Here is a 13713-nt window from a genome sequence, read left to right on the forward strand (position 1 = left end):
TAACTGTCCGGGGAGACGCCGGTGGCCCACACGTCGGCGGCGGCCAACTCGACCTCGCTCATACCGGGCAGCGCCGGAACCGTCGAGGACGAACCCACTCCCGGTAACCGGTCGGGACGCTCGGCCGCGGCGGCCCCGGCCGCCCACAGCGCCTCCCGACGGGTGACCCCGAAGCAGCCCAGCGCCCCGGCCGTCGCCAGCGCCTCGGTCTGCGGAACCGACAGCTGCACCCTGCCGGTCAGATCCAGTAGCGACGCGTACCGGCCGGCCTCCTGTCGCTGCTCGACGATGCGCTGGGCGAGATCGGAGCCGATATGACGCACAGCGCCCAGTCCCAGCCGCACGTCGAACCCTGCGTTCTCGCATGTGGCGTACGCGAGGCTGGCATTGACGCACGGCCCGTGCACCGCAACGCCGTGCCGACGGGCGTCGGCGACCAGTGACTGCGGAGAGTAGAAACCCATCGGCTGCGCCCGCAGCAGCGCCGCGCAGAACGCCGCCGGGTGATACCGCTTGAACCAGGACGAGTAGAACACCAGTGAGGCGAAGGACAGCGAATGGCTTTCCGGGAAGCCGAAATTGGCGAAGGCCTCCAGCTTCTCGTAGATCCGGTCGGCGACGTCACCGGTGATGCCGTGCAGTTCGGCCATTCCGGCGTAGAACCTCTGCCGCAGCCGGCGCATCTTCTCGGTGGAACGCTTGGATCCCATGGCGCGACGCAGTTGGTCGGCCTCGGCCGGCGAGAACCCGGCGCAGTCCACCGCGAGTTGCATGAGCTGTTCCTGAAAAAGCGGAACTCCCAGCGTCTTTCGCAACGCCCGTTCCATCGACGGATGGTCGTAGACGACCGGCTCCAGACCATTGCGCCGCTTGATATAGGGGTGCACCGAACCACCTTGGATGGGCCCGGGTCGGATCAGTGCGACCTCGACCACCAGGTCGTAGAACACCCGGGGCTTCAACCGCGGAAGGGTGGCCATCTGCGCGCGCGACTCCACCTGGAACACCCCGACCGAGTCGGCGCGCTGGAGCATCTCGTAGACACCGGCGTCGGACAGGTCCAGGCGGGCCAGATCGACCTCGATCCCCTTGTGCTCGGCAACCAGGTCGATCGCATAGTGCAGGGCCGAGAGCATCCCCAGCCCGAGTAGATCAAACTTCACCAAACCGATTGCTGCACAGTCATCTTTGTCCCACTGCAGCACACTGCGGTTGGCCATCCGCGCCCATTCCACCGGGCAGACGTCGGCGATCGGGCGATCGCAGATCACCATGCCGCCGGAGTGGATGCCCATATGCCGGGGCAGGTCTTTGATCTGCGCGGCAAGGTCGATCACCTGCTCAGGGGCATCCTCGGGGTGCTTGCTCCAGGCGTCCTGCTGCCCCTGCGAGAAGCCCAGCGCCCGGGCCATATCCCGCACCGCGCTGCGCGACCGGTAGGTGATCACGTTGGCGACCTGTGCGGCGTAGTCGCGGCCGTACCGGTCATAGACGTACTGGATGACCTTCTCGCGCAGGTCCGATTCGATGTCGATGTCGATATCAGGTGGCCCGTCGCGCTCCGGGGAGAGGAACCGTTCGAACAACAGCCCGTTGGCCACCGGGTCCACAGCGGTGACCCCGATGGCGTAGCAGACAGCGGAATTGGCCGCCGATCCCCTTCCCTGGCAGAGGATGTCGTTGCGCCGGCAGAACTGGGTGATGTCATGCACCACCAGGAAGTAGCCCGGGAAATTCAGCTGCGAGATGACCTCGAGCTCCCGTTCGATCTGCGCGTATGCCGCCGCGGCACCGGCGCGGGGCCCGTAGCGTTTCGCTGCGCCGAGCATCACCAGCTCGCGCAACCAGCTGTCCTCGGTGTGGCCTGCGGGCACATCGAAGGGCGGCAGCCGGGGAGCGATCAGCGCCAACTCGAAGGCGCACTGCTCCCCGAGATCGGCTGCGGCGGTGACGACTTCCGGACGTTGGCCGAACAGCCGGGCCATCTCCGCACCGGAACGCAGGTGCGATCCGCCCAGCGGGGCCAGCCAGCCGGCCGCCTCCTCCAGTGACTGCCGGGCACGGATGGCCGCCATCGCGGCCGCCAGCCGGCCGCGATCGGGTCCGGCGAAGTGGGCGGCGGTGCTGGCGATGACACCGACACCGAACCGGGATGCGAGATCGGCCAGTGCGCTATTGCGCTCGTCATCGAGCGGATGACCGTGGTGGGTCAGCTCGATACTGACCCTGCTCCGCCCGAACCGGTCCACCAGGTCGGCCAGTGCGTCGGCGGCAGCTTCCGGTCCACCGGTGGAGAATGCTTGGCGCACATGGCCTTTGCGACATCCGGTCAAAATGTGCCAGTGACCGTCGGCTGCCTCCGTCAGCGCGTCGAAGTCATAACGCGGTTTGCCCTTCTCGCCCCCGGCGAGGTGCGCGGCACCCAGTTGACGGGACAGCCGTCGATAGCCCTCGGGGCCGCGGGCCAGGACGAGCAGATGCGGTCCGGGCGGGTCCGGGTCCTGAGTCCGGGGGGTGTTGGACAGTGACAACTCGGCGCCGAAGACGGTCGGCATGCCGAATTCGGCGGCCGCCTCGGCGAAGCGGACCACTCCGTAGAGCCCGTCGTGATCGGTCAGCGCGATGGCGCGCAGGTCCAGCCGGGCGGCCTCGGCGACCAGTTCCTCGGGACTGGCGGCGCCGTCGAGAAAGCTGTAGGCCGAATGGGCGTGCAACTCTGCGTACGGCACCGCCGGGCGCGGGCGACCGGACCGCGACGGCACGACGGCGGCGGGACCGGACGGCGGAGCGGCCGGCGGCCTGCTGTTGAGCACCCGCTCCATCTCGGCCCAGCTCGGCGGTCCGTCGTGCCATCCCACTCGGGCATGGTATCGAACATATATTCGATTTAGTAGATGGCGTCACCGGCCCTAGGCTGTGGCGATGACCTCAGATACCCACCCGGCCGAACCGCACGTCGCCGGGATCAGCGGCAAGCTGAACTGGCTGCGCGCCGGAGTGCTCGGCGCCAACGACGGCATCGTCTCGACGGCAGGCATCGTCGTCGGCGTGGCGGCCGCCAGCGCAGATCGCGGGCCGATCTTCACCGCCGGCATCGCCGGCCTGGCCGCCGGGGCGCTGTCGATGGCGGTCGGCGAGTACGTCTCGGTCAGCACCCAGCGAGACACCGAGAAGGCGTTGCTCGACAAGGAGCGCCGGGAACTCGTCGAGGAGCCCGAGTCCGAGTTCAATGAACTCGTCGGGATTTACAAGGCCAAGGGCCTGTCGGCGGAGACCGCCAGGACGGTGGCCACCGAACTCACCGAGAACGACGCATTCGCCGCCCATATCGACGTCGAACTCGGTATCGACCCGGACGATCTCACCAATCCGTGGCAGGCCGCGTTCTCCTCGGCGATCGCCTTCACCGTCGGGGCGGTGCTGCCGCTGTTGACGATTCTGTTGCTGTCACCGGCGATCCGGATTCCGGTCACGTTCGTGGCGGTGCTGATCGCCCTGGCGATCACCGGATGGGTCAGCGCACGCCTCGGCGGGGCTGAGGCACGACGGGCGATTCTGCGGGTGGTGGTCGGCGGTGCGCTGGCGATGGCGGTCACATTCGCCATCGGCCACCTGGTCGGCGGAGTGGTGGCCTAGCCGGCTCAGTCGGTGTAGGTCGCGACGCCGTCGTCGAGGACGACGCGGGTGGTGGCGCCGTCGGGCCCGCTGGCCTCGGTGCGGTAGACCGCCTGACCCGGGGCGGTTCGCCAGATAGATGTGGTCAGCGTCTCCCCGGGGAATACCGGCGAGGAGAACCGCGCGCTCATGGCGGTCAGGTTCGCGGACTCGCCGCCGGCCAGCTCGGCCAGCAGTGCCCGGCCGGCGAAACCGTAGGTGCACAACCCGTGCAGGATCGGCTTCTCGAAACCGGCCATCTCCCGGGCGAACCACGGATCGCTGTGCAATGGGTTGCGGTCGCCGGAGAGCCGGTAGAGCAGGGCCTGGTCCTCCCGGGTCGGCAGGGCGATGCGGGCATCGGGCTCGCGATCGGGGAACTCCGGCGCCGCCGCGCGCCGGCCGGGCTGGCCGCCGAATCCGCCGTCACCGCGGATCACCAGGGTGGTCAGCGTCTCGGCGATCTGCGCACCGGTGGCCGGGTCACTGCCGCGGGCGCGCAGGATGATGATGGCGTTCTTACCCTCGCCCTTGTCCTGGATATCAGCGACTTCGGCGACCACCGAGAGTGCGCCTGCGGCCGGCAGCGGGGCCATGAGCCGGATCTCCTGCGAGCCGTGCAACAGCGTGCCCCAGTTGAACGATCCGACCAGGGGCGCGGCCGCGAAACCCGTGCAGCAGATCACCGCGAAGGTGGGCAGCACCTGCTGGGGGACCTCATGGCTGTTCTCTGTGGTGAACGCCAGATCGCCGGTGCCCGCACCCACGCCCAGGGCGTAGAGCAGGGTGTCACGGTCGGTCCACTCAAAGATCCGGGGTTCGGTCACCGCGCCGACGGCCGAGGGGTCGATTGCCATTGCCGGGCTCCTCACGAAGGTGGTCGGGGATCTCCATCGTCGCACTCGTGGCTGAATCCGCCCCGCCGAGGCCACCGAGAGTGCACCCTTATCTCCTATGAACGCTTCCTGGGCCAGATATCTCCGCGGTGCCGTCTCAGCATCGCTTGCCGTCGTCCTGCTCGCCGCCTGCGGTTCGGGCACCAGTTCGGGACAGCGCAACATCACCCTGACGTTCGTCCGGCATGCGGAGTCCGAAGCCAATGCGGCCAACATCGCCTCCACCACGGTCCCCGGCCCACCGCTGACAGCCGCCGGGCAGGAGCAGGCCTCGGCACTGGCGAATCGACTGGCCGACGGAAAATTCGACGGCATCTACTCCTCACAGATGACCCGCTCCCAGCAGACCGCGGCACCACTGTCCAAGGCGCTGAACGAACAGGTGACGGTGCTGCCGGGCCTCAACGAGATCCCGGCGGGCTGGTTCGAGGACGTGCCGATCTCGGAGACCTCCAGCACCCTGCTGATCGGTCCGCAGTCGTGGCTCAAGGGCGACCGTCGGTTCGGGATCCCCGGCTCGGTGAACGGCAACCAGTTCAACGGGGCGTTCACGACGGCGGTGCAGAAGATCTACGACAGCGGTCAGACCAAGCCGATCGCGTTCTCCAGTGGGTTCGCGATCATGATGTGGACGCTGCTCAACGTGCGCAACGGCAAGAACAGCCTGCTGACGGACCATCCGCTGCCCAATGCCTCGCAGGTCGTGCTGACCGGTAACCCCGATGACGGCTGGACCCTGGTCAACTGGGACGGCATCACGAACTTCTCCCCTGACCAAGAGTGAGTCCGGTCGCACGCTCGGCGATGCCGCTGCGGGTGCGCTACGTCGAATGCGATATGCAGGGCCGAGCGTTCAACGGTCACTATCTGACCTGGATCGACATGGCGCACTACGAGGCGCTGCGTGAGAATCTCGGCGGTTATCAGGGTCTGATCGACGGGGGTATCGACCTCGTGGTCGCCGCGGCTGAATTGCAGTTCCGCGCTCCGGCCCGGTTCGACGACGAACTCATGGTGCGCGTCTACATCGATACTCCCGGGAACACTTCGCTGCGCAGTCAGTTCGTGATCGCCAGGGGTGAAGAGGTGATCGCCGAGGCGACGATGGTCCATGTCTGCGTGGACGCGACGACCTTTGACAAGAAGCCGTGGCCGGACTGGTTCCGCGAGCAGCTCGCCGCCGCCGATCCGGATGCTCATTCATAGGCGCCCTCGGTGTACCACCGCCGCCGGCGGTAACACAGCAGCAGCGCCCGCGGCGGCTCACCGCCGATCAGCACCTGAGCCCGGGCCGTGCGACCGGTCGCGGCGTCCTCCCACCAACGTTCGTCCACCGCCCACGGGCCGGCCCACCACGTCAGCTCCGCACCGTCGAGCCGGATGGGATCTGCGGTGAACATTCCGCGCGAAGTCACCCGCACCGGATTCCCTTGGGCATCAACGAGTTCCACCGGTTCATCACAGAGGACCGTCGGCGATGGCCCCGGCAGCTGGCCGGGCCAGGGCCGGCCGGGTTCGGCTCGCGGCATCGGCTCGTCACCGAGCGGGGTCAGGGTGATCCGCTCGGCGGGTCCGCGGCCGCCGCACAGCACCGGCACCTGCACAGCCTCCTGACCGAGCAGACCCTGCACCCGCACCAGAGCACGCCGGGCCCGCATCCGGTCTTCGGCGCCGAGGCCACCCCACAGCGGCAGCTGCAGCGCCTCGGCCGATACGACCTCCACCGGCTGCAGCCGGAGCATGGTCACCGGACCGGTGGGACGCTGCGCCGCCGTCCGCCGGGTGAGCCAGCCGTCGAGTTGCCAGCGCACCCGGTCGGCAGTGGCATCCTCGGTCAGTGGCTCGGCGCAGCGCCAGACCCGGCTGAACTCACCACCTCCGGCGGTAACCGCGTGGATGGCCAACCGGGTGCATCCCACCCCGGCCGCCTCCAGACTGCGATGCAGGGCGGCGGCCAGGGTCCGCCCGGCGAATGCCGCGGCATCGACCCGGTCGATCGGCGGGTCGCAACGCAGTACCGCATCGAGTTCCGCCGGTAGCTCCCGACCACTCGGTGCACGCCCCGGCTCGCCACGGGCCATCCGGTGCGCCGCTACCGCATCCGAACCGAATCGGGAGGCCACATCCCCGCGGGGCAACTCGGCGAACTGGGCGAAGGTCCGGATACCCAAGCGCCACAACAGATCCGCGAGCTCCGCTCGCCCCGGACCGGACAGGCTCGGCTCGGTCGCGAGCCCTCTGATCGACAGTCCGGCCAGGAACGCGGCGTCGGCACCGGGCTCCACCACCCGCCCGGCCCGGGCAGCGAATACCGCGGTGGCGAGCTGGTCGGCGATGCCCACCTGACACTCAGCACCGGCCGCCGCGACGGCGTCGACCAACCGCTGCGCGGCGGACTGTTCGGACCCGAAGTAACGGGCCGCGCCCCGGATCGGCAGCGCCAGCAGACCGGGACGCAACACTTCGGCCCGCGGCACCACATCGTCCACCGCAGCCATCACACCCTCGAAGAATCGGGCGTCCCGCGCCGGATCGGCGACTGCGACGTGCATCTGCGGGCTGCGGGCCTGTGCCTCGCGCCGCCGCAAGCCCCGCCGCACTCCGGCCACCCGGGCCGCGGCCGAACAGGCCACCACTCGGTTGGCACAGGTGACCGCAATCTGCGCGGTCACCGGAATCCCGGCCGATGCCGCCGCGGCCACAACCGGCCAGTCCATGCACCAGATCACCAGCGCCCGGGCGGTCATCTCAGCCGGACCGACACCTGCACCGCGCCGATCCGGCCGAAGCCCGGGTCGGAGGTCAGCTGATAACCGCGTACCCGCGCGTCCATCCGTATCGAGGCGCCCTGCCAGTCGCCCTGGGTGACCACCAGGGTGCAGCCGCGCTGCCGGGCCCGGGCCACCACCGCACGCGCCCGGGTCATCGGCACCGAACGCCCACCCAGGCCGAGCACCACCAGATCCATACCGTCCATGAGCACCGCGGCCACCTCAACCGGATCGGCGCCCGGGTCGGGGATCACCGCAAGCCGGCTCAGGTCGGCCCCCATCTCCGCGGCGGCGAGCAGCCCGAAATCGGGGACACCGACCACCGCGACGTGGCCGCCGCAGGCAGTCACCGCGGCAGCCATCCCGACGGACACCGACCGGGCCCCGGAAAGCACCGCGACCGTGCCCCTCGGCAACCCGGCGGGGAGCAGTCCGGCCAGGGATTCGGGCACCGGCAGCAAAGATTCGTACGTCGGTGCGACATCGTGCGCCGGGGTGCCGGACCGCCGGCTGGCGCCCACCTTGCCGGATACCGCCGCGATCTGACGCCGAAGCTGTTGTAGCTGCTCAGCCCGGTCGAACCCGCTGGTGGCCGGCGCAGTCATCGCCCACCTCCCACCATGATCGACGCACGCTGTTTTCGAATGTATGTTCGATACAGTCAGTAAACACCTGCCCCCTGACAGCGTCAAGGGGTGGAAGCTACTCCCACTCGATGGTGCCGGGGGGCTTGCTGGTCACATCCAGCACCACCCGATTGACCTCGGGCACCTCATTGGTGATCCGCGTAGAGATCCGCTCCAGCACCTCATAGGGCACCCGGGTCCAGTCGGCGGTCATGGCGTCCTCGCTGGACACCGGACGCAACACGATCGGATGGCCGTAGGTGCGGCCGTCGCCCTGCACACCGACGGATCGGACGTCGGCCAGCAGCACCACCGGGCACTGCCAGATCTGGTTGTCCAGTCCCGCTGAGGTCAGCTCCTCGCGGGCGATCAAATCGGCACGGCGCAGGGTGTCAAGCCGATCGGCGGTCACCTCACCGACGATCCGGATGCCCAGTCCCGGCCCCGGGAAGGGTTGGCGGCCAACGATTTCCTCGGGCAGACCAAGCTCCCGGCCGACCGCGCGCACCTCGTCCTTGAACAGCAGTCGCAGCGGCTCGACGAGGGCGAACTTCAGGTCGGGAGGCAGGCCGCCCACGTTGTGGTGGCTCTTGATATTGGCGGTTCCGGTTCCGCCGCCGGACTCCACGACGTCGGGATACAACGTTCCCTGCACCAGGAAATCGACCTCGTGTCCGTGGGAATCACTGTCGGCCAACAGATCTCGCACAGCGCCTTCGAAACATCGGATGAACTCGCGGCCGATGATCTTGCGCTTACCCTCCGGATTGCTGACTCCGGAGAGCGCTTCGAGAAAACGCTCCTCGGCGTCCACCGTCACCAGACGGGCACCGGTCGCCGCAACGAAATCCCGCTGCACCTGCTCGCGTTCACCGGCGCGCAGCAGACCGTGGTCGACGAACACACATGTCAACCGGTCGCCGATAGCCCGTTGCACCAGTGCGGCGGCCACCGCGGAATCGACTCCCCCGCTCAATCCGCAGATGGCGTACCCGTCGCCGATCTGTTCGCGCACCGCCTCGATCAGCGAATCGGCGATATTGGCCGGCGTCCAGGAGGCACTGATGCCGGCGAAGTCGTGCAGGAACCGGCCGAGCACCTGCTGGCCGTGCGGGCTGTGAATGACCTCGGGGTGGTACTGCACCCCGGCAAGCCGGCGGGAACGGTCTTCGAATGCAGCCACCGGGGCGCCAGCACTGGTGGCAACCACATCGAAGCCGGCCGGCGCGGCGGTGACCGCGTCACCATGGCTCATCCACACCGGCTGGGTTGCGGGCAGGCCCGAATGCAGTTCACCGCCAACCACATTCAGATCGGTTCGGCCGTATTCGCTGGTGCCGGTGCGGGCCACGGTTCCGCCCAGGGCCTGCGCCATGGCCTGAAATCCGTAGCAGATGCCGAACACCGGCAGCCCCAGGTCGAACACTCCCGGATCGAGCTGAGGGGCACCGTCGGCGTACACGCTTGCGGGCCCGCCGGACAGCACGATCGCCTGCGGGTCTTTGGCCTTGATCTCCTCGAGTGTGGCGGTGTGCGGGATAACCTCGGAGAACACCCGCGCCTCCCGGACGCGCCGGGCGATCAACTGGGCGTACTGGGCGCCGAAATCGACCACCAGGACGGGGCGAGACGATCCTGAGTGCACCGATTCCACCGGCACAGTCTAAGGGCGGTCAACTGCTGACGGTCAGGCCGACCTTCTGGAACTCCTTGAGGTCGCAGTAACCGGCCTTGGCCATCGCACGGCGCAGACCACCGACCAGGTTGAGACTGCCGAACGGGTCGTCGGACGGGCCGTTGAGCACCCGGTCCAGCGACGGGCGATCACCCTCGGCCACCTGCAGCAGCGAACCGCGGGGCAGCGACGGATGAGCGGCGGCGGACGGCCAGAACCAGCCCCCGCCGAGCGCTTCGGCGGCGGTGGCCAGCGGGGTGCCCAGCACCACCGCGTCGGCTCCGCAGGCGATCGCCTTGGCGAGGTCGCCGGAGGTGTAGATATCGCCGTCGGCGAGCACGTGCACGTAACGCCCGCCGGTCTCGTCGAGGTATTCGCGGCGCGCGGCTGCGGCATCTGCGATCGCGGTGGCCATCGGGACGCTGATACCCAGCACCTCGTCGCTGGTGGTGGCGCCCACCGTGGAGCCGAAGCCCACGATCACCCCGGCGGCGCCGGTTCGCATCAGGTGCAGGGCGGTGCGCTGATCCAGCACCCCACCGGCGACCACCGGGACGTCGAGCTCGGAGATGAAGGTCTTGAGGTTGAGCGGATCGCCAGACCCGTCGCGGGTCTGCACCACCCGCTCGGCGGAGATGATGCTGCCCTGAATGAACAGCAGGTCGATGCCGGCCGCCACCAGCGTGGGCGTCAGGGCCTGGGCGTTCTGCGGGCTGACCCGTACCGCCGTGGTGACGCCGGCCTCCCGTACCCGAGCCACAGCTTCGCCCAACAGGTCGAAGTTGATGGGGGCGGCGTGCAACTGCTGAAGCAGCCGGACCGGGGCCGACGGGTCGTCGTCATCCTCCGCAGCCCGGAGCACCTGGGCGATCTTTTCCCCGACGTTGGCGTGACGGCCGATCAGACCTTCGCCATTGAGCACGCCAAGGCCGCCCCGGCGGCCGAGTTCGATGGCGAACTCCGGAGAGACCAGCGCGTCCGTGGGGTGCGCGACGACCGGGATCTCGAAGCGGTAGGCATCGAGCTGCCAGGCAGTGGAGACGTCCTTGGACGATCGGGTCCGCCGGGCCGGCACGATGTTGATGGCATCGAGTTGGTAAGTGCGGCGGGCGGTTCGGCCCACACCGATCTCAACGATGTCGCGCATGAAGGTGACTCCCAGATTCAGCGGGCGTAGTAGTTGGGCGCTTCGACCGTCATGGTGATGTCGTGCGGGTGGCTCTCTTTGAGACCCGCGGCCGTGATCTGAACGAACTGCGCCCGCTGCAGATCGGCGATGGTGGCCGCGCCGGTGTATCCCATGGCGGCGCGCAGGCCGCCGGTCAACTGGTGGATAACGCTGGACAGCGGGCCGCGGAATGGGACCCGCCCCTCGATGCCCTCCGGGACGAGCTTGTCCTCGGACAGGACGTCATCCTGGAAGTAGCGGTCCTTGGAGAACGATTTCGCCTCTCCCCTGCCCTGCATGGCCCCCAGCGAGCCCATGCCGCGGTAGCTCTTGAACTGCTTGCCGTTGACGAAGATCAGGTCACCCGGCGACTCGGCGGTACCGGCCAGCAGCGAACCGAGCATCGTGGCGGACGCCCCGGCGGCCAGCGCCTTGGCGATGTCGCCGGAGTACTGCAGGCCACCGTCGGCGATCACCGGAACGCCGTAGGGTGCGCAGGCCGCATGAGCCTCCATGATCGCGGTGATCTGCGGGGCGCCGACGCCGGCAACGACGCGGGTGGTGCAGATGGAACCGGGGCCGACTCCCACCTTCACCGCGTCCGCTCCGGCCTCCACCAGTGCGGCGGCGGCACTGCGGGTGGCGACGTTGCCGCCGATGACCTCGACCTTGTGCCCGACCTCGGCTTTGACCTTGGCGACCATGTCCAGCACCAGACGGTTGTGGGCGTGCGCGGTGTCGACCACCAGCACGTCGACTCCGGCATCGACCAGCATCATGGCCCGCTGCCAGGAATCCGCGCCGACGCCGACGGCCGCGCCGACGAGTAACCGGCCGTCACTGTCCTTGGTGGCGTTGGGATGCTGCTCGGTCTTGACGAAATCCTTGACGGTGATCAGTCCGGTCAACCGGCCGTGCCCGTCGACGATGGGTAGTTTCTCAATCTTGTTGCGGCGCAACAATCCCAGCGCAGCGTCGGCGGTCACACCCTCGTGGGCGGTGATCAGCGGCGCCTTGGTCATCACCTCCGAAACCGGCTTGCTCATATCGACTTCGAAGCGCATGTCGCGGTTGGTGATGATGCCCACCAGGGCGCCGCCTGCATCCACGACCGGCAACCCGGAGATGTGGAACCGGGCGCACATGGCGTCGACCTCGGCCAGGGTGTTCTCCGGCGAACAGGTCACCGGATCGGTGACCATGCCGGCTTCGGAGCGTTTGACCATCTCAACCTGGCCGGCCTGTTCGGCGGCGGACAGGTTGCGGTGCAGAACACCCATGCCGCCGGCCCGGGCCATCGCGATCGCCATCCGGGCCTCGGTCACGGTGTCCATGGCCGAACTCACCATCGGTACCCGGAGCCGGATCTTGCGGGTCAACTGGCTGGAGGTGTCGGCGTTGGAGGGCACCACATCGGAGGCGGCGGGCAGCAGCAGAACGTCGTCGAAGGTCAGGCCGAGCATGGCGACTTTGTGCGGGTCGTCGCCCCCGGTGTGGACGGGGAGGCGGACCGGCGGGGTCATCAGGCCGTTGCGGCCGTCGACCTGGTCGGTGCTGCCCTCGGCAATGGACATCGGCACGGCCTCCAGTCTGCGGACATCAACGAAGGCCTCATCCTATCGCTGCCGGGTACTGTGGAGTCGTGCGCGACCACCTGCCGCCGGGCCTGCCGCCTGATCCGTTTGCCGACGACCCCTGCGATCCGTCGTCGGCACTGGAGGCGCTGGAGCCCGGTCAGCCGCTGGACCCACAGGAGCGCGCCGCGGTGGAGGCCGACCTGGCCGATCTCTCGGTCTATGAGGCCCTCTTGGCGCACCGCGGTGTTCGCGGTCTGGTGGTGTGCTGCGAGGACTGCCAACAGGACCACTATCACGACTGGGACATGCTGCGCGCCAACCTGCTTCAGCTTCTGGTCGATGGCACGGTGCGTCCGCACGAGCCCGCTTTCGATCCCGAACCCGATGCCTATGTCACATGGGATTACTGCCGTGGCTACGCCGACGCCTCGATCAACGAGGCGGCGACGGATTACGACAACTTCCGCTGAGGTTTAGCCCGCCGGCGCGGGTAGTGGGATCACGACCGTGGTGGTCGTGATCGCTGCCACCGGCGGCTGAGACGTTCCGACCCCCCCGGCGGTGGTTTTGCCGCCGCCCGCGGCGGGGGCCGTGGTCGAGGTTGCCGCCGGGGTCGAGGTTGCCGCGGGAGTCGAAGTCGGGGCCGCAGTCGTGGCCGGCGTCGAGGTGGCCGCCGCAGCAGGCGCGGGTGTCGACGTCGTGGCCGCCACAGCCGGTGCGGTTGTCGACGTCGTGGCCGCCGCAGCCGGCGCGGTCGTCGACGTCGTCGCCGCCGCTGTCGTGCTGGCCGAGGACTTCGGCGCTGTCGTGGCCGGCGTCGTCGTGGCCGGCGTCGTCGTGGTCACGGCACTGGTCGGCGTGGCACTGGTCGGAGTAGTGGTCGCCTGGCTCTGCTGTGTCGCGGAGGTGGCAGCCGCCGATGACGGGGTCGATGACGGAGCCGAGGTGGCCGCAGCCGATGTCGTAGCCGCAGCCGACGTGGTGGCCGGCGAGGACGGCACCGATGTCGGAGTCGTGGAAGCGGCGCTGGGGCTGACCGACGCCGGCGATGTGGTCGCGGATTCCGACGACGCCGACGACGAAGCCGAAGCCGAACTTGAGGCGATGGAGGGCGGCACCGTCGCCGGCACCAGTTCAGTCGCCGACGGCGGCACCGTGTAGGTGATTCCGGGCGGCGCCGTCGCCTCCGGATCACGCTCGACGACCTTCGCCGACAGATCGTTGAACTGGTCAAGCAACTGCTGCTTCTGCTCGACGTCACCGATGCTGGACACCTGATTGCTGACCGCGACCAGCTTCTCCTCGGCCTGCTGCCAGTCGCCGCGGGAGATCAACTCCTGCACCTG

General features: G+C 68.7%; 12 protein-coding genes. 5 read left to right on the forward strand and 7 right to left on the reverse strand.

The window, feature by feature from the left end:
* Positions 1–2858, reverse strand: a 2858-nt coding sequence (locus ACR2JI_RS06095; protein WP_526389073.1) for a DNA polymerase III subunit alpha, incomplete at its 3' end; no start/stop codon positions are given.
* Positions 2859–2922: 64 nt separating this feature from the next.
* Here ACR2JI_RS06095 and ACR2JI_RS06100 point away from each other — a divergent pair.
* Positions 2923–3636 (forward strand): VIT1/CCC1 transporter family protein, encoded by a 714-nt coding sequence (locus ACR2JI_RS06100; RefSeq protein ID WP_526389075.1) that lies wholly within the window; start codon positions 2923–2925, stop codon positions 3634–3636.
* Between the two features lie 5 nt (positions 3637–3641).
* On the opposite strand, the gene ACR2JI_RS06105 is transcribed toward ACR2JI_RS06100, so the two are convergent.
* Positions 3642–4511, reverse strand: a complete 870-nt coding sequence (locus ACR2JI_RS06105) for a MaoC family dehydratase (protein ID WP_526389077.1) — start codon at positions 4509–4511, stop codon at positions 3642–3644.
* A gap of 97 nt (positions 4512–4608) precedes the next feature.
* On the opposite strand from ACR2JI_RS06105, the gene ACR2JI_RS06110 reads away from it, so the two are divergent.
* The gene (locus ACR2JI_RS06110) at positions 4609–5334 is read left to right on the forward strand and encodes a histidine phosphatase family protein (RefSeq protein ID WP_526389079.1); all 726 of its coding nucleotides are present in this window, start codon (positions 4609–4611) and stop codon (positions 5332–5334) included.
* Positions 5331–5756, forward strand: a complete 426-nt coding sequence (locus tag ACR2JI_RS06115) for an acyl-CoA thioesterase (protein ID WP_526389081.1) — start codon at positions 5331–5333, stop codon at positions 5754–5756. Before ACR2JI_RS06110 ends, ACR2JI_RS06115 begins: the two co-directional genes overlap by 4 nt.
* Here the strand turns inward: ACR2JI_RS06115 and ACR2JI_RS06120 are convergent.
* The 5 genes from ACR2JI_RS06120 to guaB form a co-directional block, all read right to left on the reverse strand.
* Positions 5747–7297 carry a DNA polymerase Y family protein gene (locus ACR2JI_RS06120; protein WP_526389083.1) on the reverse strand — a complete coding sequence of 517 codons (1551 nt, stop codon included), beginning with the start codon at positions 7295–7297 and terminating at the stop codon, positions 5747–5749. The two genes, ACR2JI_RS06115 and ACR2JI_RS06120, sit on opposite strands and share 10 nt — an antisense overlap.
* Positions 7294–7926 carry a DnaE2-dependent mutagenesis accessory factor ImuA' gene (gene imuA', locus ACR2JI_RS06125; protein WP_526389085.1) on the reverse strand — a complete coding sequence of 211 codons (633 nt, stop codon included), beginning with the start codon at positions 7924–7926 and terminating at the stop codon, positions 7294–7296. The genes ACR2JI_RS06120 and imuA' overlap by 4 nt, the downstream gene beginning before the upstream one ends.
* Before the next feature lie 97 nt (positions 7927–8023).
* Positions 8024–9601 (reverse strand): glutamine-hydrolyzing GMP synthase, encoded by a 1578-nt coding sequence (gene guaA, locus ACR2JI_RS06130; protein ID WP_526389087.1) that lies wholly within the window; start codon positions 9599–9601, stop codon positions 8024–8026.
* 19 nt (positions 9602–9620) lie between these two features.
* On the reverse strand, positions 9621–10760 hold the full coding sequence (locus ACR2JI_RS06135; RefSeq protein WP_526389093.1) for a GuaB3 family IMP dehydrogenase-related protein: 1140 nt from the start codon (positions 10758–10760) through the stop codon (positions 9621–9623).
* Between the two features lie 26 nt (positions 10761–10786).
* On the reverse strand, positions 10787–12313 hold the full coding sequence (gene guaB, locus ACR2JI_RS06140; RefSeq protein ID WP_526389095.1) for an IMP dehydrogenase: 1527 nt from the start codon (positions 12311–12313) through the stop codon (positions 10787–10789).
* 119 nt (positions 12314–12432) lie between these two features.
* Here guaB and ACR2JI_RS06145 point away from each other — a divergent pair, with 119 nt between their 5' ends.
* Together ACR2JI_RS06145 and ACR2JI_RS06150 are read left to right on the forward strand one after the other, a co-directional pair.
* On the forward strand, positions 12433–12837 hold the full coding sequence (locus ACR2JI_RS06145) for a DUF5319 family protein (RefSeq protein WP_526389089.1): 405 nt from the start codon (positions 12433–12435) through the stop codon (positions 12835–12837).
* Between the two features lie 121 nt (positions 12838–12958).
* Positions 12959–13528: a hypothetical protein gene (locus tag ACR2JI_RS06150; RefSeq protein WP_526389091.1), complete on the forward strand. Its 570-nt coding sequence runs from the start codon at positions 12959–12961 to the stop codon at positions 13526–13528.
* The last annotated feature ends 185 nt before the right edge of the window (positions 13529–13713 follow it).

Origin of the sequence: Mycobacterium sp., from assembly GCF_051006775.1 — a bacterium.
Classification (GTDB): Bacteria; Actinomycetota; Actinomycetes; order Mycobacteriales; family Mycobacteriaceae; genus Mycobacterium.

Excerpts from the sequence above, each read along its gene's own strand:
- ACR2JI_RS06100 (WP_526389075.1), top strand. The coding sequence starts at position 2,923 with ATGACCTCAGATACCCACCCGGCCGAACCGCACGTCGCCGGGATCAGC.
- ACR2JI_RS06105 (WP_526389077.1), bottom strand. The coding sequence starts at position 4,511 with ATGGCAATCGACCCCTCGGCCGTCGGCGCGGTGACCGAACCCCGGATC.
- ACR2JI_RS06110 (WP_526389079.1), top strand. The coding sequence starts at position 4,609 with ATGAACGCTTCCTGGGCCAGATATCTCCGCGGTGCCGTCTCAGCATCG.
- ACR2JI_RS06120 (WP_526389083.1), bottom strand. The coding sequence starts at position 7,297 with ATGACCGCCCGGGCGCTGGTGATCTGGTGCATGGACTGGCCGGTTGTG.
- imuA' (WP_526389085.1), bottom strand. The coding sequence starts at position 7,926 with ATGACTGCGCCGGCCACCAGCGGGTTCGACCGGGCTGAGCAGCTACAA.
- guaB (WP_526389095.1), bottom strand. The coding sequence starts at position 12,313 with ATGACCCCGCCGGTCCGCCTCCCCGTCCACACCGGGGGCGACGACCCG.